This window comes from Martinezella tropici (assembly GCF_008370325.1).
GTDB lineage: Bacteria > Pseudomonadota > Alphaproteobacteria > Rhizobiales > Rhizobiaceae > Rhizobium > Rhizobium tropici_B.
In genome coordinates this window covers 45891-70340 of record NZ_VNIP01000013.1, presented here as the reverse complement: position 1 = coordinate 70340, position 24450 = coordinate 45891, and the positions used below count along the sequence as shown (strand labels likewise).

26 protein-coding genes are annotated in these 24450 nt (G+C 57.6%); 11 read left to right on the top strand and 15 right to left on the bottom strand.

Annotated features, from left to right (window positions below; translation table 11 throughout):
* The first annotated feature begins 14 nt into the window (after nt 1-14).
* From FP026_RS25280 to FP026_RS25245, 7 genes are all read left to right on the top strand, one after another.
* A complete protein-coding gene (locus tag FP026_RS25280; RefSeq protein WP_149637331.1) occupies nt 15-1313 on the top strand; it encodes an NAD(P)/FAD-dependent oxidoreductase in 1299 nt (432 codons plus the stop codon).
* Between the two features lie 1018 nt (nt 1314-2331).
* The gene (locus FP026_RS25270; protein ID WP_149637330.1) at nt 2332-3222 is read left to right on the top strand and encodes a LysR family transcriptional regulator; all 891 of its coding nucleotides are present in this window, start codon (nt 2332-2334) and stop codon (nt 3220-3222) included.
* A gap of 153 nt (nt 3223-3375) precedes the next feature.
* Nucleotides 3376-4170: an SDR family NAD(P)-dependent oxidoreductase gene (locus FP026_RS25265; RefSeq protein WP_149637329.1), complete on the top strand. Its 795-nt coding sequence runs from the start codon at nt 3376-3378 to the stop codon at nt 4168-4170.
* Between the two features lie 34 nt (nt 4171-4204).
* Nucleotides 4205-4978 carry an SDR family oxidoreductase gene (locus FP026_RS25260; RefSeq protein WP_149637328.1) on the top strand — a complete coding sequence of 258 codons (774 nt, stop codon included), beginning with the start codon at nt 4205-4207 and terminating at the stop codon, nt 4976-4978.
* A 564-nt stretch (nt 4979-5542) separates the two neighbouring features.
* Complete coding sequence (locus tag FP026_RS25255) at nt 5543-6472, top strand: LysR family transcriptional regulator (RefSeq protein ID WP_149637327.1); 930 nt, start codon at nt 5543-5545, stop codon at nt 6470-6472.
* Nucleotides 6473-6798: 326 nt separating this feature from the next.
* Nucleotides 6799-7839: a zinc-dependent alcohol dehydrogenase family protein gene (locus FP026_RS25250; protein WP_149637326.1), complete on the top strand. Its 1041-nt coding sequence runs from the start codon at nt 6799-6801 to the stop codon at nt 7837-7839.
* A gap of 199 nt (nt 7840-8038) precedes the next feature.
* Nucleotides 8039-8452, top strand: a complete 414-nt coding sequence (locus FP026_RS25245) for a YybH family protein (RefSeq protein ID WP_149637325.1) — start codon at nt 8039-8041, stop codon at nt 8450-8452.
* Nucleotides 8453-8669: 217 nt separating this feature from the next.
* Here the strand turns inward: FP026_RS25245 and FP026_RS25240 are convergent, their stop codons facing one another.
* From FP026_RS25240 to FP026_RS25200, 9 genes are all read right to left on the bottom strand, one after another.
* On the bottom strand, nt 8670-9218 hold the full coding sequence (locus FP026_RS25240; RefSeq protein WP_149637324.1) for a DoxX family protein: 549 nt from the start codon (nt 9216-9218) through the stop codon (nt 8670-8672).
* On the bottom strand, nt 9215-10018 hold the full coding sequence (locus tag FP026_RS25235) for an HvfC/BufC N-terminal domain-containing protein (protein WP_149637323.1): 804 nt from the start codon (nt 10016-10018) through the stop codon (nt 9215-9217). Before FP026_RS25235 ends, FP026_RS25240 begins: the two co-directional genes overlap by 4 nt.
* Nucleotides 10005-10916 (bottom strand): MNIO family bufferin maturase, encoded by a 912-nt coding sequence (bufB, locus tag FP026_RS25230; RefSeq protein ID WP_149637418.1) that lies wholly within the window; start codon nt 10914-10916, stop codon nt 10005-10007. Before bufB ends, FP026_RS25235 begins: the two co-directional genes overlap by 14 nt.
* 63 nt (nt 10917-10979) lie before the next feature.
* Entirely contained in the window at nt 10980-11285 is a 306-nt protein-coding gene (locus FP026_RS25225; RefSeq protein ID WP_149637322.1) for a BufA1 family periplasmic bufferin-type metallophore, read from the bottom strand.
* Between the two features lie 560 nt (nt 11286-11845).
* On the bottom strand, nt 11846-12481 hold the full coding sequence (locus tag FP026_RS25220) for an NrsF family protein (RefSeq protein ID WP_149637321.1): 636 nt from the start codon (nt 12479-12481) through the stop codon (nt 11846-11848).
* Nucleotides 12482-12601: 120 nt separating this feature from the next.
* Nucleotides 12602-13924, bottom strand: a complete 1323-nt coding sequence (locus FP026_RS25215) for an aspartate aminotransferase family protein (RefSeq protein ID WP_149637320.1) — start codon at nt 13922-13924, stop codon at nt 12602-12604.
* Between the two features lie 355 nt (nt 13925-14279).
* The gene (locus tag FP026_RS25210) at nt 14280-14915 is read right to left on the bottom strand and encodes an NrsF family protein (RefSeq protein WP_149637319.1); all 636 of its coding nucleotides are present in this window, start codon (nt 14913-14915) and stop codon (nt 14280-14282) included.
* On the bottom strand, nt 14912-15469 hold the full coding sequence (locus FP026_RS25205) for a sigma-70 family RNA polymerase sigma factor (RefSeq protein ID WP_149637318.1): 558 nt from the start codon (nt 15467-15469) through the stop codon (nt 14912-14914). Before FP026_RS25205 ends, FP026_RS25210 begins: the two co-directional genes overlap by 4 nt.
* 109 nt (nt 15470-15578) lie before the next feature.
* Nucleotides 15579-16193 carry a TetR/AcrR family transcriptional regulator gene (locus FP026_RS25200; RefSeq protein ID WP_149637417.1) on the bottom strand — a complete coding sequence of 205 codons (615 nt, stop codon included), beginning with the start codon at nt 16191-16193 and terminating at the stop codon, nt 15579-15581.
* Nucleotides 16194-16317: 124 nt separating this feature from the next.
* Here FP026_RS25200 and FP026_RS25195 point away from each other — a divergent pair, with 124 nt between their 5' ends.
* From FP026_RS25195 to FP026_RS25185, 3 genes are read left to right on the top strand one after another with little or no spacing between them, the layout of a single operon-like run.
* Nucleotides 16318-16974: a peroxiredoxin-like family protein gene (locus FP026_RS25195; protein ID WP_149637317.1), complete on the top strand. Its 657-nt coding sequence runs from the start codon at nt 16318-16320 to the stop codon at nt 16972-16974.
* Nucleotides 16975-17008: 34 nt separating this feature from the next.
* Nucleotides 17009-17815 carry an SDR family NAD(P)-dependent oxidoreductase gene (locus tag FP026_RS25190; RefSeq protein WP_149637316.1) on the top strand — a complete coding sequence of 269 codons (807 nt, stop codon included), beginning with the start codon at nt 17009-17011 and terminating at the stop codon, nt 17813-17815.
* Nucleotides 17816-17831: 16 nt separating this feature from the next.
* Nucleotides 17832-18134: a putative quinol monooxygenase gene (locus FP026_RS25185; protein ID WP_149637416.1), complete on the top strand. Its 303-nt coding sequence runs from the start codon at nt 17832-17834 to the stop codon at nt 18132-18134.
* Nucleotides 18135-18184: 50 nt separating this feature from the next.
* On the opposite strand, the gene FP026_RS25180 is transcribed toward FP026_RS25185, so the two are convergent.
* A complete protein-coding gene (locus tag FP026_RS25180; protein WP_149637315.1) occupies nt 18185-18931 on the bottom strand; it encodes an alpha/beta hydrolase in 747 nt (248 codons plus the stop codon).
* A 171-nt stretch (nt 18932-19102) separates the two neighbouring features.
* On the opposite strand from FP026_RS25180, the gene FP026_RS25175 reads away from it, so the two are divergent.
* Nucleotides 19103-19801, top strand: a complete 699-nt coding sequence (locus FP026_RS25175) for a DUF1223 domain-containing protein (RefSeq protein WP_149637314.1) — start codon at nt 19103-19105, stop codon at nt 19799-19801.
* Nucleotides 19802-19933: 132 nt separating this feature from the next.
* Here FP026_RS25175 and FP026_RS25170 read toward each other — a convergent pair whose 3' ends face one another.
* From FP026_RS25170 to FP026_RS25150, 5 genes are all read right to left on the bottom strand, one after another.
* A complete protein-coding gene (locus FP026_RS25170) occupies nt 19934-20638 on the bottom strand; it encodes a glutathione S-transferase family protein (protein ID WP_149637313.1) in 705 nt (234 codons plus the stop codon).
* 70 nt (nt 20639-20708) lie between these two features.
* Entirely contained in the window at nt 20709-21362 is a 654-nt protein-coding gene (locus FP026_RS25165) for a peroxiredoxin-like family protein (protein WP_149637312.1), read from the bottom strand.
* Between the two features lie 488 nt (nt 21363-21850).
* On the bottom strand, nt 21851-22264 hold the full coding sequence (locus tag FP026_RS25160; protein ID WP_149637311.1) for a CopD family protein: 414 nt from the start codon (nt 22262-22264) through the stop codon (nt 21851-21853).
* A complete protein-coding gene (locus tag FP026_RS25155; RefSeq protein ID WP_246665445.1) occupies nt 22264-23013 on the bottom strand; it encodes a haloacid dehalogenase type II in 750 nt (249 codons plus the stop codon). Before FP026_RS25155 ends, FP026_RS25160 begins: the two co-directional genes overlap by 1 nt.
* A 38-nt stretch (nt 23014-23051) precedes the next feature.
* Nucleotides 23052-24419 (bottom strand): 50S ribosomal protein L11 methyltransferase, encoded by a 1368-nt coding sequence (locus FP026_RS25150; RefSeq protein ID WP_149637414.1) that lies wholly within the window; start codon nt 24417-24419, stop codon nt 23052-23054.
* Nucleotides 24420-24450: the final 31 nt, after the last annotated feature.

Here is a 24450-nt window from a genome sequence, read left to right as displayed (position 1 = left end):
AGAGACCCCCGCTGATGCCCAGCAGTGCCGCTCGCCCCACCAATCCGACCCTGTGGACGTTGACAGCCGGCCCTGCCCCTGAACTTTCCCGCGACCTGCCTTCCCGCTCAGACGTCATCGTGATCGGCGGCGGCTTCACCGGCTTGACCACTGCACTTCATCTCGTCCGCGCCGGCCGCTCTGTCACCGTCCTCGAAGCCGGACGATTGGGCGCCGGTGCCAGCGGCATGAATGCCGGCTTCGTCGTTCCCAATTTCGCCAAGGCCGATCCGGCGACCGTCCGTCAGAAGCTGCCGCGCGACCAGGCGGATGCGCTGTTGTCGCTCGTCGGCGCAGGGGCAGACGAGATCTTTGCGACCATCGCGGAGGAGCAGATTTCGTGCGATGCCGCGCAGACTGGTTGGCTGCAGCCCACTTATGGCGACGATATGGCTGCGATCCTGCGCCAACGGGCGAAGGACTGGACGGAGCTTGGCCGTCCAGTCGAATTTCTCGATGCCGGCGCCATCCGGAACGAGACCGGTATGGAGATCTATTCCGGAGGATTGATCGATCACTCAGGCGGCACCCTCCACCCCCTGAATTATCTCTATGGGCTCGCAGGCGCGGTCATGCGGCGCGGCGGCAAGATCCGCGAAAACTGTGCGGTTGAGCACGTCGAGCGACATGGCGGTACCTGGCGCGTCGGCCTTGCAGGCCATGAAATCGAAACGGATGTCGTCATCCTCGCCACCAACGCCTTCACAAGCGGCATAGCTTCCTGCATGGGCCGAACGGGCGTGCCGTTAAAGGTATATCAAGTGGCAACAAAGCCGATCGATGCCGAAACTGTTGCGCGGATCGCCCCAAATCGCCGGCCCGTCGGCGATACGCGCTCCAACCTCTTCACCTATCGGCTCGATCGCGACAACAGGTTGATCAGCGGCGGCATGGCGATCAATCCGATCGGTGCCTTCGAGCGCGTCGGCCGCGCCGTCGTCGACCGGCTCGCATCCGAACTCGGCCTGCCGCGCCATCCAGGCGTGGAGATCGTCTGGAGCGGAATGGCGATCATGACGCCGGATTTCCTGCCACGCCTTTACCGTTTCGGTGACGGCTTTTTCGGAGGGATCGGCTGCAACGGCCGCGGCATCGCCATGACGGCGCAACTCGGCCGAATACTGGCGAGATTGGCGCTCGGTGAAATCGCGGAATCCCTACCGATCCCGCTACAATCCAGCCGGCCGCTGCCATTTCACAAGCTCATGCCTGTCATCGCCTCGCTTGCCTTGACGCATGCATGCTTCGAAGATTGGCGAAACGGCCGTCGATAAAGGGCCGGCGTTGCTTTGCCTTTAATTCCGAGATTTTCGCGTCTTCCGTCAACGGACGCCGCTCTTTGCCCTCAAATATGAGACGACGATCAGCCTCGTTCGATAGTATTTGATGTTGAGGCGCGACGTCGTCAATCGGGCGACCGATCCGGTTGACGGTTGTGAGCAAGCGGTCGTCCTTTCGATAACCTCGGAGCAAGACGACTGTAGCGAAGTCATGGGTACCAGTGATAAACAACGCCGCTTTGAGTAGCGGCCGCTTCTGGACGACCGCAATCGCGGCGCCGATATTGTTGAAAAAGTCGCTGTTGCTATCGGCCCAAAGTGCTGGTTCACTCGGCGTGTGGCAAGGGGGAAGCGGCAATGATGCGCGATCGGACGGTGATGCAGGCGGCACTGTTTTATGAGTTCAACCTCGAACGTCACGTGCAACCCGACCATCTTGTCGGGCAATAGATCGGTTCGCTCTCCAAATTTCGAAAGCACCCGCAGCCTTCTACAGCGACTTTTTCAACAATATCGGCCGAAGCTGACGTTGTAAATTACGCTCTTGAAAGGAATCGAACCGTCGACCCTGTTACTATGAGAAAGGCCACTGGTTTTCGATCAGCCCTCCAGCTGGCGTAATCGTCAATGGCAGGCGTGCCGCCTTAAAAATGGCGGCTGATAGTATCGGGATCGCCTTCTGTATCAAGGATACGGTCAAAGACCTGGTCGGGGCAGGCAAACTTGTGCCTCTTCTGCTTGAGTGGAGTAAGCGTTCCCCGGGTTCTTCCTGAGTTACTCGCATCAGCGGCATATGCCAGCAGCGACCCGGGTGGTAATCGATGCCATCCGGGCCGGATCTCCTTGATGCAGGGATAACTTTTCCTTATGTGCGGGGGGCGCCAAGCGCGCAAGTAGCGTCACAACCATCGCTGCATGATCCTAAAGGCTACTATGAGGACTGACATGTGTTTAAAACGAGATGCTAGAATGGTAGGAGGCCTTCCGACCTTCGATATCTCGAGGTCCTAGGATGGATAGGCTTTCCGAGCTCGAAGTGTTCCTTGCGGTCGTCGAGACGGGCGGTTTCACGGCAGCCGCCCGGAGAACCGGCACGTCACAGCCGGCAGTGAGCAAAGCGATCGGTACGCTGGAAAATCGTCTTGGCGTCGCACTTTTTAATCGCAGCACCCGAAACGTCAGCCTGACGGACCAGGGGCGAAGATACTTCGATCGAATGAAACCTCTGCTCGAGGAAATCGAAGACACCAATCGAGAAGTCATGGGCAGCCGCGCCGACATGTCGGGATCGATCCGCATCGCGGTACCCACTACGTTCGGTCGACTTCATATTCTGCCCGTCATTCCGAATTTGCTGGCCGAATATCCTAATCTCCGAGTGGACCTAGTTTTATCTGATCTTCGGCGAGACATGGTCGAGGATCGGGTCGATCTGGTAATAAGAGTGGGAGCTGTCGAGGAGCCCGATGCCGTCGTTAGGCGCGTAGCAAAGACTCCTCTCGTGTGCGTAGGCTCGCGCCAATACTTCGAAAAGCACGGCGTCCCCTTGGAGCCCGCCGAGCTTGCACGTCATAATTGTCTCGTTTACGGCGGCTTCGAGGAGGCAGCGAATTGGCCGTTCGTCGGCCAAAAAGGTCATTTTAGCGTGGCTGTGCGCGGTAACCTCACCTCCAACAGCGTGGAGGCGATCCGTGCGGGTGTGCTTGCCGGCGTGGGAATTGGCATGTTCACAAAGGCGTCCCTTGTCGACGAGCTTTCGCATCCTGACGTGGTGACAATCCTCAAAGATTATGTCCACGCCACCAGAGACGTCAGCTTTATCTGGCCCAAACGTCGGTTGGTTTCCGCGCGGGTCCGACGCGTGACGGACTTCTTGGCCGCCTCGCTAGAAGGGCAGTTCTAATTTATCGAACGCCCGGTGAGGCCGGATGATGGTTGCCTTCGGGGTAGTCGCCATTTATTCCATCTGAGTATGAATATCATGCCGGTTTGGTTTGTTATCGCTATTTTTGGCATGCGCTATGAAGAATGATCGTCGCAATCAGAAAGAACGATCATGAACATTTCACTTGCAGGCCGCAGCGCAGTCGTTACCGGGTCTACTGCCGGTATCGGTCGGGCGATCGCAGAAGGTTTGGCGCGCGCTGGCGCGTCAGTCGTTATCAACGGCCGTAGCGAGGGCCGGGTCGCCACGGCGGTGGCTGAGATCAAGGCGCTCTTCCAGGACGTCGAGATCACCGGCGTCGTTGCGGATGTGGCAACGAAGGAAGGCAGCGCGGTTCTTGCGTCCCAAGCTCCCAGTGCCGATATTCTAATTAACAACGCCGGCACAGCCAATCCCAAACCATTTTCCGATCTCACAGACGAAGACTGGCTGAGCCTGTTTCAACTCAACGTCATGAGCGGTGTTCGGGCAGCACGTCATTATTTGCCGAAGATGTCGGAGCGCGGCTGGGGGCGGGTCGTATTCATTAGCAGCGAATCCGCACTCGCAATTCCAAAGGATATGATCGACTACGCCATGACCAAGACAGCGCAGTTGGCGATCGCGCGAGGTCTGGCCGAGACCGTTGCCGGGACGGGCGTAACGATCAACTCGGTGCTTCCCGGCCCGACGAGTTCAGAAATCATATCGAACTGGATGAAAGCAACGGCCGCCTCCGAAGGCATTACGCAAGAGCAGGCCGAGTTGAACTTCGTGAAGAATATGCGGCCAACCTCGCTGCTGCAACGGTTCACGACGACGGAAGAGGTCGCCAACATGGTCGTTTACCTATGCTCGGAGCAAGCATCTGGCACGACCGGGGCTGCGCTGCGCGTTGACGGCGGCGTGCTCAGGCAGATCGCCTGATCCGTCCAGAACCGTAGCTCTTAGGAAAATTATCATGACCACATCACAGAACGAATTGAAGCATCCACATTCACCTTCCTATGATCTCACCGGAAAACGCGTGATCGTCGTCGGCGGGAAAACAGGAATAGGGCTAGGCATGGCTCTGGCTGCTCACGCGGCGGGAGCGAGTGTAACAGTCGCCAGCCGGCGCTCGGCCTCTGTAGCAGACCATCCGGAGCTGGCGCCCTTCGAGCAGCTAGTGCTCGATATCAGTGACGAAGACACCGTTCGGGCCGCCTTCAACGCTATCGGCAGTCTGGATCATTTGCTCGTCGCCGCGGGTCCGACCGATGGCAGCTGGGGTGCATTCATGGACGAAGACATGCGAGGCGTGCGAAGCTATGCAGAGAGTAAGTTTCTTGGCTCCTGGGCATGTGCACGCTATGCGGCCCCAAAACTTTCCTCCAATGGGTCCATCACCTTGCTGACAGGAGGGATCGCAGCACGCCCGAAGATCGGCATGACAGCCGTCACCTCGACTTTTGCCGCCGTGGAGGCGCTGGCGCGCTCGCTGGCACTCGAACTCGGACCCATCAGGGTGAACGCCATTCGGCCTGGGTTCATCGATACCGACCTATGGAACTTCTTGTCTCCAACAGATGCTGCGGACGTCCGTGAGAAGGTGCGAACCAATTTCCCGGCGCGCCGGATCGGTTATCCGGCCGACGTCGGCCATGCAGCCGTGTTCCTGATGACCAATCCCTACGTCACCGGCACTGTGCTTGAGGTCTCCGGCGGCGAGACGCTGGTTGACTGGCAGTTCTAGTTAGGTCCAGCGCAAGCCATGGAAATCATAAATGATGCGAACAAGATCTGCCCTGGTCAAAGGCAATCAGAGGCAACATAAACGTGGAGTTTCACCCTTGCCTCCCCGAGCCCTGATGGCGGCCGCTGTGCATCCCGACCAGCCGGCATGTTCATGGTTGGCCGGGACGGGGTCAACCGATGCCGCCTCGTCGCGCCGGCGACGTGACGCGGGTGCAAGCAACGACGCAGGCTTTGCAGTGCTGACCCTGGAACAGATCTTGCGCGCAGGTCTGCGTTCGCTTGAGCTGCCGCTGTTTGTCTGTATTTTCTTGGGTTCCATTTTGGTGGTGGGTGCCAGTTGCCGTCAACGAAACCTAATAACCTCCTCATATGGGCGGGGCTGCGAGCGAGAGGAGTTCACGGGAGATGTGGTCTTGCGCCAAGGCGCTCGTGTTTCGCTGGCGCAGCGTGCAGTCTACGACATGGCGTGCTCCTCGAAACCATGACATCCATTTTGCCCCTTACGCTGCATCTGGTTGGGCGGTAGTCGTCGTAACAAGTTCTAATTTCTTGAAGATATCTGATGGAAACGCTGCAAAACCTCGAGTCGTTTGTGCGGAGCGCCGAGGAAGGAAGTTTCTCGGCCGCCGGATGCCGGATGTCGGTCACCGCTGCTGCGGTGAGCCGCAACGTAGCCGTACTCGAACAGAACCTCGGCGTGCGACTGTTTCAGCGATCCACTCGGAAACTTACGCTGACAGAGGATGGCGAGCGCCTGCTCGCGGGCATCGGAGACAAGCTGGAAGAGTTGAGGACCGCAGTCGCCGACGCGACCGCAGGCGGACAGGAGCCTTCCGGCGTACTGAAAGTCAGCCTGCCTACCACGTTCGGGATGGACTACATTTTGCCCTTGCTCCCAGAATTTACGGAGCTTTATCCCGCCGTCAGGATCGACTGGAGCTTTACGAACCGCCAAATTGATTTGGTTGGCGAGGGATTCGATCTCGCTATCGGCGGCGGCTTCGAACTTTCGCCGGGTGTCACTGCGCGAGCACTTGCGCCGCTACATATCATCGCCGTGGCTTCGCCATCGTACATGGCGGGGCGAACGCCACCTGTGGCGCCAGACGATCTGTCCGCTCTCAACGGGATTCTCATGCGCTCCGAAACCCACGGACGGATAAGGAACTGGATGATGCGCAACAGCCAGGGTGACGAAGCTATGGCGCGAATGAACCCGGTCACGGTGTTCAACGATCCTGCCTCAATGGTGCGGGCGGCGCTGTTGGGAATGGGCGTGGCGCTGGTGGCCGTTCCAGATGTTGCGCGTCACCTGCAAAGCGGCGAGCTGATCCGATTATTGCCGCGATGGTATGTCGACGCGGGCACCATCAGCCTCTACCACTCCGGGCGCGCTCTTCGACCAGCGAAAATATCCGCCTTCGTCGAACATGTGTTCCAGCATTTCAAGCGCGAACGCTTGGCCGAGATCTTCGCAGGTAGCCTCGGTTAGACGCCTCCTCCCCCGTTCCCGTAATATGATGACGCACTACACCGACCATATTGGGGTAAAGGTGCCGTCCGCTCGCATGGGCATAGCCGCACATCAAGATGTAAAACACCATGTCCTGCCTTGGGTCGCCCTATGCATAGGGATAGGCTCGGCAGATCCAAGCAGCCTCGATTTCTCGTTATATCGTTGGGGGCTACTGTTGTTCCCCAGCGGACTTTGAGTTCAATTTCAAGACGCAGTTGAAACTGACGCAAGCGAGCGTCGGCTAGTTTGCTCACCGTCGAACGCGCATCTTAATGGCTGAGCAGCCAATAACGGAGCGTGTCATGAACCAGCATCACAGCCAGACAAACCATCTTGGGACCAGCCCCGCGGGCGCCCTCACGAGAACGGTTGTCTTTCATGCCTTAGGCGGACCCGAGGTTCTGCAGATCGAGGAGCAGGCTCTGGCGGAGCCAAGACATGGCGAAGTCCGCCTGCGGGTCGAGGCGGTGGGGCTGAACCATTCCGAAGGCGCCTTTGTGAGGGGGACCTACGTGGAGCAGCCGCGCCTGCCCTCGAAGCTTGGATACGAGGCAGTAGGGATTGTGACCGCGGTGGGCGAAGGGGTGGATCCAAGCTTGATCGGACGGCGGCTGTCTTCGATACCCGGGTTTTCCATGAATGACTACGGCGTGCTTTCGGAACAGGCGATACTTCCTGTCCACGCACTGACGGAGGCACCGCCTAACCTGTCCCCGACCCAAGCTGCCGCGGTCTGGACCAGCCATCTCACCGCATACGGCGCACTCATCTTGTTCGGCAACGTGCGCCCCGGCGACTATGTCATCATCCGCGCATCGTCGAGCAGCGTTGGTGTTGCGGCCATCCAGATCGCAAAGGCCGAGGGCGCCACCGTAATCGCGGCGACACGGACGTCGGCCAAGCGGGACGACCTGCTGGCTCTAGGCGCAGACCACGTGATCGCCTCGGACGAGGAGGATCTCCCGGCACGTGTGAAGGAGATCACCTCAGGAGAGGGGGCGCGCTTGATCCTGGATCCGGTGGGTGGACCCGATCTGGAAAAACTGGCGGAAGCAGCGGCCCGTGACGCGACCATTTTCCTGTTCGGATCTCTCTCGGAACAACCCAGCACGTTCCCGCAGGCCGGGTGGGGAAAGGGTCTAGCCCTCAGGGCTTACACAATGATGGAGTTGTGGGCAACCTCCGAGCGAATGGAAAAGGCCAAGCAATATATCTACCAGGGGCTGGAAGGTGGCCAGCTCTCTCCGAAGATCACCGAGGTGTTTCGTTTTGAGGACGTGCGAAAAGCCTTTGAATATCAGGCACGCGCACAACACGTTGGCAAGATCGTAATCACGTTCTGATGGGCAGGCTGTTTCGCCTATCAAAACGGGGAGCGGGTCAAACCCAACCTCCCACGATATTGGCTGGCACAGTTTTCCCCAACCCACGGAATTACTACCCATCGAAGTCGATTGTGAGCATTCCTGTTCGACGCTGATTGACGGCACTTACACCCTCCCGCGGACGATACCGGTTCGCAAATAACAGAAAGGCATTATAATGACCGAGAACAGCTCAAAGCGCGGTGCTATCAAGACCACTATCCTTGCATATTTCCAGGCGCTGAACGACGCCAACATCGACGCGATACTTCCGCTCTATTCTGAAGATCCGGTGATGTTGCCGTTTATGCAGCCGGCGGTGGTGGGTACCAACGCCGTTCGGGCGAACTACGAAGGCACTTTCCAGCTCATCCGCTTTGAGATGCAAACCACAATCCAGGAGCTTGTGGAGATGTCGCCGGAATGGGCTTACGTGCGCACTGATACCACCGGGATTTTCACACCGACCAGGACTGGAGAGGGCGCACCGGCTTCCTTCCATGAACTCTTTCTTCTGCGAAAGACAGGCGATGAACATTGGAAAATCGCACGATACAGCTTTTCCCCAGCAGGCCCTCTCCCGCCCATCTAATCAGCACGTGACCCTCCGAACAAGTGCAGGGTACGCCATGTCAGGAAGCACACGACTTCACATCCAGCCCAGCCCAGCCCAGAGCCACCGACCTGAGGCGCGAAATAGGAACGGGCCAAGCAACGTCGCACGGACCCGTTTTGAATAGAGCAGGTGTCACCGGACCAACGCTTCTCGGCTTTGTCGCAAATTCGATAGTCGCAAAGGCGCATGTTCCTCAAAGATGAGTTTCGTGTCCACGTCCGGGCGGTATCGCGCTTCCCCTCGCCCATCGCGCTAACATGCGATCGATCGACAATTTTCCCGGTCCCCAAGCCATAAGCGACAGCGCCATCGCAGCCCAAGTGATATGGATCGGCCAGCCGTCAGGCACGGTCAGTTCGACGATCAGCGTCATGAACAGCAGGCCAGTCGCGGCGAACCGGGTGGCGAGGCCAAGGACCAGCAGGATTGGAAAAATGATCTCCGCCGAACCGGAGAGGAAGGCCATAGCCACCGGCGCCGGATATGGGTAAGGGCCGCCCGGTAGATGCAACATAAACTCATCGGTAAACAGGGTAACCGCCGTGTCGTTCAGTTGCAGGAAGCCGTCCCATTTCAGAATACCGGATTTCCAAAAGGGTACCGCAAGAGCAATCCTCATAACGGCTTGAACGAGGGCCGGCTGTACGAATGCGCGAACGGCATTCTGCGCAATCTCGACGACCGCTACGATCGGCTGTATCCGAGCTTTGATGGACGGTTTTTGTGTGTTGGACGATATCATCTTGCGTCTCCAAGAGTAATGGCTGAAAACACGCCCGCGTCGATCATGCCCGCTACGCTGGCCGCGATATCGAAGGATGGGCAGGCATCGACGGCCTTGGCCGCGGCGATGCCCAAAGGCTCGCCAGAAATGAGGAAGGTCAGGAATTCTGCACCGCCCGGAGGAAGGTGTCGCACGACCACCTCCATATCAGGCCGCGTGATCAGCGCGTCTTCCGGGTCGATCACCTCGATGGGGCCGACAGGATCATCACCTCGGTTGGCCGCAAAGATTGTCAGCGCCGGATAGTCTGAGCGAACGATCCTGGTCGCAGGATGAACCGTAAAAACCAACTCGGCGAGACGCTCGGGCGGCACGGACGCGAGTGCGTCGGCGGCAAGCATGTGGACATCCGGCGCATGGTATGCATCCAGCCAGGCTCGCTCTACTCTCGCGACATCAGCGAGCCACGGCAACGACTGGGCGTATTCATATCGTTCGATAAATGCTGGAAAATCCCGGCCATATTCGAACAGCAGCGGCGAGCTCGGCGGCGTCTCTCTTAAATGAAAGCGCGCCATGGCTCGGAAGAAGTCTGGTCCTGTGAGCCGCAGGACAGCCGGGAAAATCCCGGCAAGCGCATCGATAAGGCTCACCGTGACATTATTTCGGTAGACGTTGAAACGCTTGGTCGCCTGTTTGCCGTTCGGACCCGTGATGCCGCCGGGCGTTTCGATCTCGGGGTTCGTCAGGGCTGGCGCAAACTCCTCTGCGTAGGTGAAGGGTTTCGTACGTTCGGAAACGATATCAAGCTGCGGCATGGCTTTGATCCGGCAATGCGATGGAACTGAAGCGATCCAGGATCGCCTGGGCGGCAATTGCCTCGCCACGGAGTACCGGCCAATCGGGTATATTGCTATCCCATTCGATCAATGTCGGGATCGGGCCGCGGCGGCTGATGACGATCTCGTAGAGCTTCCAGACTGCATCCGCGACGGGGCCGTCGTGACTGTCGATTAAAAGCAGATCGCCTTCGTCATCGGACTGCTCGGCGTGCCCTGCGAGGTGGATCTCGCCGACTGCAGCAAGTGGAAAATCGGAAAGATAATCCAGTGCCGAGAAGCCGTGATTAGTCGCGGAGACAAACACGTTGTTGACGTCGAGCAAAAGCCCGCAACCAGTGCGCCGGACGATCGAGCGGATGAAATCAGTCTCGCTTATCGTCGACTCTTTGAAGGTCACATAGGTGGACGGATTCTCAAGAAGGATTGGGCGTGCGATCGCTTCCTGTACCTCGTCGATGTGGTCGCAAACCCACGCCAGGCTCTCCGGCGTATAAGGGAGGGGAAGAAGATCGTTCAGATAGGTCGTCTGGTGGGTCGACCAGGCCAGATGTTCCGACACCAAAGCCGGCTCGTAGCGATCGATCAGAGATCGGAAGCGCTCAAGATGCGCTTTGTCGAGCGGCTGAGGTCCGCCGATCGACATGCAGACACCATGAAGCGACACTGGGTTATCGGACCGGATCTGTTCGAGTGCTCGGTGTGGCGGCCCGCCTGCGCCCATGTAGTTTTCGGCATGGACCTCGAAGAACCCGCGATGTGGCCCTTCTCCGGCGATGGCGGCAAAATGTTCGTGCTTGAAGCTTGTTCCCGCCAGCCCAGCAATCGGGTGTGTTGGAAAGCGGAAAGCAAGCGTCTCTGATGAAGACGCGGCCATGTCAGTGTGGGTCTGTTTCATAGATCTTCTCCGCTTTCCAGTTTGCTTGCGTTTCGCCGCGAATTAAATCGCCTTCAGCGAACCGTGCTTGCCGTTCGGCAGCTTGATCGATGTGCAGGTGCCACCCTGAACGAACTTCCAGGAGTTGCCCTGGAAATCGACCGTCGAGGTGCCCTGGCAGGTCGTTCCTGGGCCGGCAGCGCAATCGTTCTGGCCCTTCAGGGCGACGCCGAAGCACTTTTCCTTGCGAGCGGCGACAGCAGCGGCGCCCTCGGCCTTCGTAAGCGGAGCGGCACCGACCATCGAAGCGAGGGCAGTGGTAACGGCGCCGGCGAGCACGACGGATGAAATAGCGGTTTTAACAGACATGAAATTCTCCTGTTTGATAGACGCTCTTGTTGAACGCATCAGGAGTTCGCAATCGTTCGGCCTTTCGTTACGCGTATTTCGATCACATATTTGTGATGGACCACGCCAAACGATTTTATTTTATCATGATCGTTCCAAAATAGCCGAAAATTCAGAATTCATTCATCATATAATGCAACAGTTTCCGTAAGTTGTGACTGCCGTTAAAGGCGGCTAGCCGGATCGAACAAACACACAGTGCACGTTGTTTAATGCATCAAGTGGACCTATGCCGCGGCCTTCCTCAAGAACGCAAACATACGCCTGAAAATACTGCCACCTCTCGTTGCCATTTCGATGATAGCACTTGCCGACACGGGCTTCATGGCCACGGAGCACAGGCGGGCCAGCATGGAATACTCGGACTTCATCCTACGCGAAGATGGTGTCAATGCTGAAATGCGGCCGTGCTCTGACTCAGGCCGAAAACCTGAATGTGCTCCTGGCTCAGTTTTCCATCGCTCGTGAAAATGCTGCAGCAGGGGCAAATCGCAGGCGCCTTGCGGCCGCCTAGCGCCTCGTTACCAACACAAAAAGCGGCGGCCTCCGAAATAGCCGATAGTCACCACGATCAGCGTCGCGAGCGGATACCAGGTGGCGACGAACAGCGGGCTGTCATCGAAGCAGTTAGATGCATAAAGCGTCGCCGCAATTCCGACGGAGACGAGACCCACCAGTGCACCAGCGCCCCCCGGATTTTCAGCGGCGCCCTGGCGCATGGCGAGAAAGAGAAAAAAACCAGGAAAAGCGGACAAAGCCGGAATGATTGTCAGGCAATGCAAAGCATTGTGACCGATCAACCTGGTCACCCAAAGATCAGATGGCGTGACCAGTAGCTCGACGATGGTCGATGACAGCAGCAGAATCGGCGCGACAAGAAGCAACCAACGCCGCCTGCCGAAATCGCTGCCTGGCCGAATTGCCGGATCCACCAGCGTCACTGCGGTGGCAAACAGGGAAAGAGTGACGACGAACTTGAAGCAGAATCTGACCGTTTCCACTGCCTGAGAAATGTCGTGTCGAAACCCAAGCGTCAGAAAGAAGGCCGCACCCGAAATTAGAGCTCCGATGACCACGGCGCCCGATAACATATAGGAAGGGTTTAAGGGGCGCCGGGTGTCCTGCGCGATCAGGTTTATCAAGTCTTCGGTCTTCACAAGGGCAATCCCAACTCGATGACCCGCCGCTTGCGGATCATATTAATCTAAAATCTACACCCACTGATATGAGGGCTTCGGCCTAACGCATCAAGCGCCGTGCTGTTTTCTGTACGGACGTCATGTGATTGATCGCAGGACACGGCTCAGGGTGGTGACGATCTCGTCGATATGATTGTCGTCGACGATCAAAGGTGGAGAGAGTGCGATAATGTCACCGGTCACCCGGATCAGTACGCCCTGCTCGAACGCCTTGACGAAGGCATCATACCCGCGAGCGCCAATCTCACCGGGCCTCGACTGCAGTTCAATGCCGGCGATCAGTCCAACGGTTCTGATATCGATGACGTTCGGCAGATCGCGAAGACTGTGGATAGCGCTCTGCCACCTTTCGGAGATGCTCGCGGCCCGCCGCAACAGGCCCTCCTCCTGGTAGATGTCGAGGGTCGCCAATCCTGCGGCACACGCGACGGGATGGCCCGAGTATGTATATCCGTGGAAAAGCTCGATGACCTGCTCGGGGCCGGTCACCAGTGCATCGTGAATCTGACGGCTCGCAAAGACAGCTCCCATCGGCACAGAGCCGTTCGTCAAGCCCTTCGCCGTGCTGACGAGGTCAGGCTCAATGCCGAAATACTCGGTCGCAAACGGGGTGCCGAGGCGACCAAACCCCGTGATCACTTCATCGAGGATCAACAGGATTCCGTGTTTGTGAGCGATCGACTGCAGCTTTTCGAGATAGCCCAGCGGAGGAATAAGGACACCGGTCGATCCGGCGACCGGCTCGACAATGACGGCGGCAATGGTCTCCGCGCCGTGTAGAGCGACGAGCCGCTCCAGGTCATCTGCCAGTTCGGCCCCATGTTCTGGCTGCCCGAGGGAGAAGGCATTGCGACCAAGGTCATGCGTATGGCGAAGATGGTCCGACCCTGGAAGCAAAGGATAAACCCGGCGATTGTTGACGATGCCGCCAACGGAAAGGCCTCCAAACCCGACACCGTGATACCCGCGCTCCCGACCGATCAAACGGGTCCGGGTTCCCTGCCCTATTGCCCGCTGATAGGCAATTGCAATCTTGAGTGCAGTTTCGACCGATTCGGAGCCGGAACTGGTGAAGAACACCCGATCAAGCCCGGCGGGCGCAATCGCGCCAAGTCGTTCGGCGAATTCGAAGGCGATCGGATGGCCCATCTGGAACGTCGGAGCGAAGTCGAGATCGATAAGCTGTCGGTGAACCGCGTCAGCAATGGATTCGCGCCCATGCCCGGCGTTTACACACCAAAGTCCGGCAGTCCCGTCGAGGATTTTCCGGCCGTCACGATCCTCGAAGAACATGCCCTTTGCTGCGGCAAGCATCCGAGGCGCGGCCTTGAATTGGCGGTTCGCCGTAAACGGCATCCAGAAGTTCGAAAGTGATTGTTCGTTGATATGTTTTGATGTCATATTGTCCTCTGGATCAAGTCAGTCATCTTCAGTCGCGTACGGGCGATCGGCCCTTCGAAGCCTGACCGCCACTTCCCTTTTCCACTTGCCGCTAGTCTGGGACGCCAGCAAACGGGTGAGCGTTTCTCCTGCGCAAGCGACCACCAAACTTCGGGCCTGCGGATCGGTATCAGGATCGCGCATTTCAAGCTCGGGTCCTCATAAGTCGAAGCCGTTACCGCCCGCGCCCGTGTTGCTGCCTCCGCCTTCCAGAAATCAGCGGCTCGAGTCGAGAGGGCACGGCTCTGCCTCATGACTATCGGCCACTGTCCCTCCGCGGCCGGGCTGACGAAAGATGATTGCCCCAAAGATAAATCTACCAGCGGAGGAAGCTGCGACCGATTAAAGCTCCGGTCGCCACTACGGCCGATATGGCAATAGGATACCAAAAGAGGACGAAAAGTGGGCTGTCATCGTTGCAGTTGGCGGCATAGAACGTGGCCGCAATCCCGGCCGAAGCCAATCCAGCGACAGCGCCCGCAAGTCCTGGTCGCGTCGGGGCGCCGTGGCGAAGTGCAAGCAAGAAACACGCCAGTGGCCCTATCGAAAGCAAGGGAATGATCGTCAGACAGAGCCTGGAGTTATGCCCGACCATGCGCGCTGCCCAAGTTGCCGCAGGCATCACCGATAGCTCGACGATTGCCGCCCCGACCGCCAGGACCAAGGGGATCAACAGGCTCCAGGCCGATAACTTCAAGGGCACACCCGGCTTGCCAATACGGAACATCGCAATGCTGCCGGTTGCTGCCAACGCGATGGTGATCACGAATTTGAACAGGAAGCGTACGGTTTCCATCGCGCTGTCGATATCAGGACGCAAACCGATAGCAGAGAAAAAGGCGATCGCGACGATCAGTGTCGCGGCGATCGTCGCCTGCTGAAGCATATGGCTCAGATTGGAACGAACGGGAGCATCCTGCACGATCAGTTCAATGAGATGGTCTGTCTTCATTTGGCTTGCTCCGAATACAGAGCGGATAGGGCTTTCAGGGCGCGATGGAGCGCCACACGAACGGCAACCTCCGTCATCTTCAATCGTTCCGCCGTTTCGCGAACGCTCGAACCTTCGATCGAGATCGATTTTACGATCGTCCGTTGTGGATCCTTAAGGCGCGCCAGGATCTGCTCGACATCCATGCGATCGCCAGCGTCCAGTCGTTCCTCGCTTTCAAGTATCGCGATGACGTCCTCCAGTGGAACGCTCGCCTGCCGCCCTCGTCTGCGAAGGCTGTCGATCAACTTATTGCGAACAAGAGCAGCCATCCACGGACCCAGAGGTCGAGATGAATCCCAGGTACCGCGTTTTAGATGTATAGCCAGCAACACTTCCTGTACCACGTCCTCGGCCTCGCTTGCCGGCGCGCCATACTGCTCGCATCGCTTACGGGCCATCACACGCAGATGGGGCGCCACGGCTATCAGCAGTTTTTGATAGGCCCTGCTATCGCCCGCGATTGCGGATCGCATCCAGGAAGCCCATTCTTCTTCACGCGCCGGATTCTTCATCCGATACGCTCTATTTCGAGAGAACAAGAATAATCGTTACAGCTGGGCTCCCGTTTTTTTTCGAAGGCTGCACGAATGGCAAAATGACATTGAACGAAGTGGCATGTGATCATGGTACCGCAGATTCCAATTGCGTTGCCGCAGCAGGTTCGAGCAAGCCGAGAACGGGTTTGATGAGGCCTTCAAGCAGTGCTCGTTCGGGTCGCGTGCGCGCTAGGACTCGGATTCCCAGCAAAGTGCTCAGAAGCGTTCCGGCGAGATCGGAGGCAGCCTGCCCGTTGGTTATCGATCCATCGTCTTGGCCCCTCCGCACGCAACGCAGGAAAAAGCCTTCGACCTGCACCAGCACCTCGGCCACGACCCGTTGGAATTCCTCGTCGTGAGGCGCTACCTCGAGAGCGGAATTTACCAACATGCAGCCCTTGCGTTTGACATCGCTGAGCGATCGCTCGATGATTTCATCGAAAAACGCTTTGATGGCAAGCAGCGGCGGCTTTGATTCGAACCGTCCGACACGATCACCGAAGCTGCGCTCGATATAGAAATCCAAAGCACGGCGGTAGACAGCGCGCTTGTCTCCGAAGGCGTTATAGACGCTGGCGGTCGTCAGCCCCATGGCTTGGGCGAGGTCTCGGATCGATGTTGCCTCATAACCCCTTTCCCAGAACTGCTCGACAGCCAGCTCCAGGACTTTCTCTTCATCGAATTCTCTCGGCCGGGCCATGACATCAACTCTCAAAAATTTGATCGCGCCTCCAGCATAACCGGAAGTTTGAGAGATACATTTTATAACGACTGATTTAAAACGCAATCGTGGACGTGTCCAACATAAACAGGGATGGATGGTAATGAGCCTTGAACAAGAACTCGCTGACCAAAACGCGAGCTTCGAGGCGAGTGCACCTCCCGGCGCCGCGGCGTTCTTGAACGCAAAGATCGAGGAACTGACAGCTACGTTTCCGTTCGACAGTGTTTTAAAGTCTGGTGACCTAGTCCCGGAATTCTCCCTCCCCGGCGTCAGGGGTGAAGCAATTTCACTGCTGGAAACGCTCGCCGGTGGCCCGGTGGTCTTGTCCTTCTATAGCGGTACCTGGTGTCCGTATTGCAACATCCAGCTTGCCGCCTACGAACGGGCTTTGCCTGCAATTGCTGATGCTGGCGGCTGCCTTATTGCGATTTCACCGCAGAAGCCCGACGGCTCCCTATGGATGATCGAGAAGAACAATTTGACGTTCGACGTCCTCAGCGATGCCGGCAATGCGGTCGCTCGACAGTTCGGTCTCGTCTATAAGCTTCCCGACGACCTTAAAGCTGCCTATTCCTCTTCTTTTGGTGTCGATCTGCCAGCTGTTAATGGAGATGACAGCGGCGAACTTCCGATACCCGCAACGTTTGTCATCGGCAACAATGGCCGCGCCCGGCTGGCTCATGCGGAAATAGACTACCGCAGGCGGCTTCCTCCGGAAGCAATTATCGAGGCGCTCCGGTCTTCCTGGGCTGCGTGAGCCAAACCGAAAATAATCTAAGCGAGGTCAAGTGATGAATCTGGAAGGAAAACGTGTTCTTGTTACCGGCGGATCCAGTGGTATCGGATTGGCCATCGCCCGAGCGTTACTTGGAAAGGGCGCGAGAGTAGTGGTTACCGGACGAAATGCCGAACGGCTCTCCAAAGCCGTCAAAGATCTTCAAGCGGGCTGCCTGCCAGTATCCGGCTTTTGTGCTGATGTTGCGACGGCTGATGGGCGAGCCTTGTCGCTCGATAAGGCAATTGAGATCCTTGGCAGCCTGGATATTTTAGTGAACAATGCTGGTGGTGTTCGCGCAGGACGTTTGGAAACGACGACCGAGGAAGAGATAAGGACGATGGTCGAGGTCGACCTAGTCGCCCCGATCCTCCTGACGCAGGCAGCCCTCCCTCATCTGCGAGCGTCAGGCAATGCGCTAGTTGTCAACGTAACGTCCGGTATCGCCCTCATCGGCGCGCCGTTCTATACAACCTACGCTGCGGTTAAGGCAGGCCTTTCACACTTCAGCGAGGCGCTGCGCCGGGAGTTGAAAGGCGAAGGCATCCACGTGTTAACGCTTTATCCCGGGCCAACGGACACGCCGATGATGAGAAGCTCAAAGGCCGGGCCTGAACTTGGCTTTACCCGGGAGCCGGCGAGTGCCGTGGCGGACGCCTTGATCGATGGTATCGAATCCGATGCCTTCGAAGTCATCCGTGGCGGCGAGGCACGCGCCAAGATGATCGCGGCCAATCGCGACAATCCTGGCGCGGTTGATGAACGATTCCTGACCATGAAATCAGCACTCGAAGAGGCCGTGAGTGGCCATTCAGCGCTTTGAAAAAGAGGAGATAATCATGACCAAGGTTGCACTATTCGTTCAATTGAAAGCCAAGTCCGGGAAAGAGGAGGAGGTTGCGGCCTTCCTTAAAAGCGCACAGGCGCTGGCGCAGCAGGAGCCGTTGACCGTTGCATGGTTTGCTGTTCGTTTCGATACGTCGACCTTCGGGATCTTTGACGCGTTCGAAGGGGAAGAGGGACGACAGGCTCATCTCAGTGGCCGGATTGCAGCGGCCTTGATGGCGAAATATGACGAACTCTTCGAAGGCGCGTTGGAAATAAAGCAGCCAGACGTATTGGCCGATCACCTGCCGGGTTGAAACAATCACGCCAGAGCCGGCGCGTTAGCTGGCTCTGACAGACCGCCACGTCAGGTTCGCGGAAAGGCATCGTCAAGAAACGCCATGACGTGCTTCCAGTTTTCCGACGCTCCTTGCGGATCCTCGTCGGTCCGAAGTGTCGACGACCCGTGTACGCCGTTCTTCGGGATATATTGCACCGCCCTGCGATCGCGCACCGCCTTCGCCAGAGCCTCGCCGCTCGATATCTCACCGCCGTCGGGCGCTGAAGTAATGAAGACGGGAATCGAAAGCTTGGCCGCCTCCCCTTCGATCGAATATCCCTGGATATATTCCGCCGGTGAAAACGCGAGAAGCGCTTTCACCTCGGGGTGACGGGCGGCAAGAACGAACACGAGCGCTGACGAATAGCTCGAGCCCCAAACGGCAATTGGGCCTGCATGTTGTAGACTGCCATAGGCGATGGCGGCCTCAAGATCGGGAATTGTGTCGGCGAACTCTGAACCGCCTTTTGCCTTTGCAGCGGTTTTGTTCACGTCGCCCCAGAGATTGCCGCCCGAGCGCTGGTCGATGGCCAAGGTGCTGAACCCGGCCTTGTTGAGAACCGGCGCCAGCGGTGCATATTCGCTCTTGTTGGAACCGGCCATGTGAAACAGGAGAATCGTTCCACGCGAACGCCCCTCGGCCTGGCGAAAGTCTCCATAAATTTTCACACCGTCCTTCGCATCGAACGAGACCGGTTGGGCAAGCGCCGGAGCAGCCAAGGCTGGAGCGACAGCCAGGGTTGCGGCAAGAAGTATGGGGCGAAGCGGGTTCATGATCTCTCCGGACAGTGATTTGTATCGTCTCCAATACGCGCGCCGATGATCTGCTGTTACATCGCCATCTTCCGATCACTAAGACGTGAAGGTGTAACGATGTTCGCCTCGTCGGCGAATTCCCATCAACCGCTCGGATCGTCCGGCGCGGCCTTGATTGGGAGTCCCATCATGAAATATCCCGGCAGCATCGGCAGATTCATGCTTTTTGGTTCTTTAGCAGCAACTGCGGCAATGCCCGTGGCGGCAGCGGACCGGCAGCCAACCGTCGTGGAATTATTCACAAGTCAGGGCTGCTCGTCCTGCCCTCCGGCCAATGCGAACCTTATCAAGATCAGCAACCGGAAGGATGTTTTGGCACTCAGCTTCTCCGTGACCTACTGGGACTATCTCGGCTGGAAGGACACGTACGGAAAGCCTGAATTTACAGAACGCCAGGTGACCTATGAGCCGGGCCTGAGACAAGCCGGTCCGTACACACCCCAGATGGTCTTCAACGGCGCGACGACGGCTGTCGGAAACAGCCTCTCCGAAGTCGAGGCTCTACTTACCGAAACTCCTCCGCTAAAGGGGCCTACGCTGACTTTTAACAATGGCCGGGCCGAAGTCGGCGCCGGCTCCGAAACCGAGGACGCCGATGTATGGCTCGTGCGCTACGATCCGCGGGTGGAAGCCGTGCCGGTAGCACGCGGAGAAAACGGCGGTGCGACATTGCAGCATACCCACGTCGTTCGGAGCTTGGACAGGCTCGGGACCTGGGACGGGAGCAAGGCCTCGTTTTTGTTGCCTCGTGCCGATGTGGGCTTGAAGACAGCGTTGCTTATACAGCGACCCAACGGCGGCCCCATCCTTTCGGCCGCGACCGACTAGCGGATTTCAGCGACCCTGCCGCATTTACAGAGCGTCGCTAGCTGCGTCGCAGGCGCCAGTCTCATGGCGGAATGATGCGTCCGCCACGAAGGAGGGAGCAGTCTTTTACTTCGGAAATGCATTATTCTCGACTCACTTTGCCGGCGGGTAGTTCGACGGAAAAAGGGCCCTCTTCGTCTCCTCGTCGTTGACCCGCTTGAAGGCGTGATCCCTTCCTACTTCGCGACTGCGTGCGACCGCAGGACGAGCATCGACCATCTCAAACAGCCGCTTCAGATTGGGATAGGCCGCGAACGGATCTTCCGCCCCCTTCAGCACCCGCGAAGCCCGGTCCAGCCACCCCCATGCTGACATGTCCGCGATCGTATAGTCGCTGCCGACAATGAAGGACCTTCCTTCCAGATGATCATCCAAGACCTGATAGTGCCGTTCAGCCTCGCGGCGATAACGGTTGACCGCGTAGTCAAGCCCTTCAGGAGCAGCATGCTGAAAGTGGACAGCCTGACCCGAGAACGGTCCCAGGCCGGAGGCGAGAAACATCAGCCACGAGAGCAATTCGGGTCGGTCCTCAGGTGAGCCCAAAAACTTGCCGGTCTTCTCACCGAGATAGATGAGGATCGCCGTGGAATCGAAAACCCTTGTTTCCTTTCCACCGGGGCCGTCCGTGTCTACGATGGCAGGCACTTTGCCGTTTGGATTGATCGTCCGGAAGGCTGGCAAATGCTGCTCCCCCTTGCTGGTATCGACGGGGATAATCTCATAGGCAAGGCCGGCCTCTTCCAGAAACAACGCCACCTTGGCGGGGTTGGGCGTCGGGTGAAAGTAAAAGCGGATCATCTGGATCTCCGAAGCAGGTGAGTGAACGGACGCCGGCCCTCAGCGGCAGGGGCAAGTGACGCGTCCGGATTCATTGAAGCGAAAGCGATTTGAGTGCGGCGACAATTTCGTCAGGCTCGAGCCTGTTGCGGTAGTCAACGTCGATATGCGCGAGAACAGCGGTAGCGTTTGTGTCGATAACGAAGGTCGCCGGAACAGGGAGTTCCCAGCTTTCGTCGCCATTGATTCCGGGCAGCGCCTTGCCATTGGCAATCATCGCGGCACGTAGCTCTTCCGGCAAGGTAAACACGATACCGAACGATCTGGCGACCCTGTTGCCAAGATCGCTCAGGACGTCGAACGCCAGGGCATTCTGTTCGGCTGTGGTCAGATACTGATCGGGAAGTTCGGGCGAGATGGCGATGAGTTTAGCACCATACGACTGTATCTGTGGCAGGATTTCCTGGTACGCCTTCAATTGCAAATTGCAGTACGGGCACCATCCACCGCGATAGAAGGTGACAACGATGGGGCCGGAGGCAATTTCGTCATGGAGCGAAACTAGGTTTCCCTTCGCACCAAGCAGACGGAAATCGGGCACGCTTTCGCCCGTTCGAAGGGCGCCATCAAATAGAGAGCTCACTCGCAATTCTGCGATTTTCGACTCGTACAGCGCCACGCGTCCTTCAGGCGCGGTACGCGCGAACTCCTGCTTGAAAGCCGCCAGTGTCTTTTGCACGCCCATAACGTCCGCCGGGTGGCTCCCAATTTTCCGTTCTTATGGTTTTAATTCGTTTGTTCTAGAATTCAAGGCGGGAACGATTCACATTTGAGTTTGAGTCAGATCTGTCACGAAGTGGCGATGGCAACGCGACTTTCTCGCTCAAATCTTTATACGCTCGATAGAACCAAGGCGGTCTCGGATGCGCGTAGCCGTCGAGCTATTTTTCGCGACCGCACTGAAGGAAAAAACTGGACGACATTCAAGCCGCGGGTCTGGCAAGAGGAGCGGCTATCTGCTCTTCTATCCGGTGCGTTTTACGGGTTGCTCGTCAACAACATTGCCCACCGGCAATGCAGGACCGCTGCTGAGTCCGGCATAGAGATGGTATCGAACGAAGAAAACAGCGGATGGGTAACTCGGGCGTCAACAGCGTCTCCATCCTAAGCCGGTCAAAACGCTACACGTGACAAGAAAGACAGGTACCAGTCAGAAATGGTTGTTACGTCACTTCAGAACGGCTTGGTGACAGCCAACCAATCGATCGTCGCAAAAGTAAGAATGATAGCAAGCGGCAACCAGCGGAGCAGCGCGGTCGATTGCCCTGCCCGGAGCTGACGCTTCAAAGCAATCCCTTGAAGCGTATGCAGACCGGTCAGGAAGGCGGCTGGAACCAACTTCAGCAAAAGCCAGAGCGAACTGCTCCAACCGGCGCCGAATGCCATCGTGAAGCCTGCAACCCAAACCACAGCGAGCGCCGGCGTCGTGACCAGCCCGTCCCACTGCAGAACGATTCCCCCGAGCCGGCGGGCGCTTACATCCTGTGGCACTGTCGCGACTGCCCGTAGAGCAAATGCCGTTGTCAGCATCCCTGCAATAAAGACGATGACGGCAAAGACATGGATTGCCTTAACATAAAGGTACATCAGGCGCCTCGTCCGGGGCCGCCGAATAAGTCAGGAATTTCTGCCAACGAACGGACAGTCACATCTGCCGATTGATCCAACGTTTCGGCCTGAGCGCGCAGAAGATCGAATAACGCCCGCTCGTCGATCTTCAGAGGGAACGCGGTCCCGACACGGTTGATAGAGCGTGCAACACGCACAACCGTGAAACCATAATTCTTCGCGCCGCAGATATCGAATCCGTTCGACGACACGAAGACCACCTGTTCGGGTGTCACGCCAAGCTCTTGCTCGATCAAGGCGTAGGCGTCCTTGGCCGGTTTGAATACTCGTCTGCTGTCAACGCTCAAAATGCGATCGAAAAATCGCTCGAAGCTGGAGTTCTTCACCAGACTATACAGCATCGCAGGGCTGCCGTTCGAGAGAATTGCACGCTTTTGCGTCGCCAAGCGCTCCAGGCAATCTCGTGCGTCGTCGTAAGGTTGGAGACTGAAATAGGCGGCGGCGAGATTTTCTACACGTTGTGGATTGGCATCCAGATGAAGCGAGCGCAGCGTGTATTCAAGGGCGCGCTTCGTCAGGTTCCAAAAGTCCTCATATCTCCCCATCAGCGACGTCAGCCAGGTATATTCAAGTTGCTTTATTCGCCATATGGCCGTGATCACGCTCCCGTAGCCCGGATAGGCACCCTCTACAACTTGCTCGACCGACTGGACGTCGTAAAGCGTGCCGTAGGCATCGAAGACGAAGGCCTTGATCTGTTGTGGCACCGACTTTCCTCTCGTGAGCAAAGAATTGCAGGACGTTCTCAGCCGGTGGCGGGTGCCGCCATGACGACCAAACTGTTGCGATCATGACCAACGATGACCCTGAACACCGAACCCTCCTCGACAGGTACCGGTGTTTGGAAAGGATGCAGGATCTGCAACCATCCCCCATCGGAATAATCGTCAGGATGGTTCTCGAATTCGATCCCTTCGGCAAGGTCGATTTTCAGCCACTGCACCATGCCGGCCGCCATTCCACTGAATGTAACTGGAATGTCGATCACGCGGTATTCCTCGCTGTGGATCGTACCGGTGAGATCAACGACCTGGAGGTCGACATCGTGAGACAACCGCTTCCATTCCGTCATTGTTCCATGCACGGGAAGCTTGTTCGGCGCGAGGGACGCAAAACCGGAGACATCAAAGCCTGAAACCCTGTCGACAAATGCATATTTGTTCAAGATCTCGCTCTCCACAAGGCAGCCTACCGCTATAGCGCTGCGCGGGATGATGAGAGCGTCGTCATTGATCAGCCGCTTGTGCGCGTCCTCGAAGGTCGAGAGAACGTCTTCGGCAAGAAGGTCGCTGGACAGGATCTCGGAAACAAGGATATCGGCGCGGCGGTCAATGTCCTGACCGACAACAAGCTCGGATGAGCTCTTGTTGACGACGACGATGCGATCGGAAAAGCCATTCTGCTCGACAATCTCTTTTGCGGTCGCGGCGATCACCGGCACGACCTCGCAGGTGACAACATGTTTTGCCCCGGCTCTCGCAGCCATCATCGACAGGAGCCCGCTGCCGGTGCCTATATCGAGAACGCGCGCATCTGGCCCTCGCTCGGCGATTGCCTTTGTGATGGCCGCTTCGAAGGCGTCATTGCGGCGAGCGTCGTTCAGCATGGGAATATGCCAGAACGGAACGATTCTTGACGTTAAGCGGCGTACCTGATGTTGAGCCAGAACGTTTCCCGGTTGATGGCGCACCAGAGTGCGGAACTTCTCCAGAGCATCGTGCTGTCGATTGGCTTGGGTAAGCGCGACAGCAAGATTGTTGAGGGCAAGCATATTGCCTGGGGAGCCCAGCGTGGCGGCCTCGAAGCAATGGACTGCTTCCACCGCCTCTCCAACCTTCAAATGCAGAGCGCCTTTTTCCAGAAGCGCAACCGGGTGGTCGGGTCGGATCTGAAGTAGCTGGCTCCAGTAAGAAATCGCAGTCTCGTACTTTCCCCTGGCTCCGACTACGCCGGCGAGCAACGGTAAAATGTCCGCGGCCCGGTAGCCATGGTTCAGCACCTCGACATAACACTGCTCCGCGCGGTCAAGATCGCCAGAAGCGTGAAATGTCATTGCCTCATTTAAGAATTCGCGCGCCTTCGAGTGGTCGTGTAGCAGATTTTCAGCCGTCATCAAATGTCCCCAAGCGACAAGGTCAATCCTC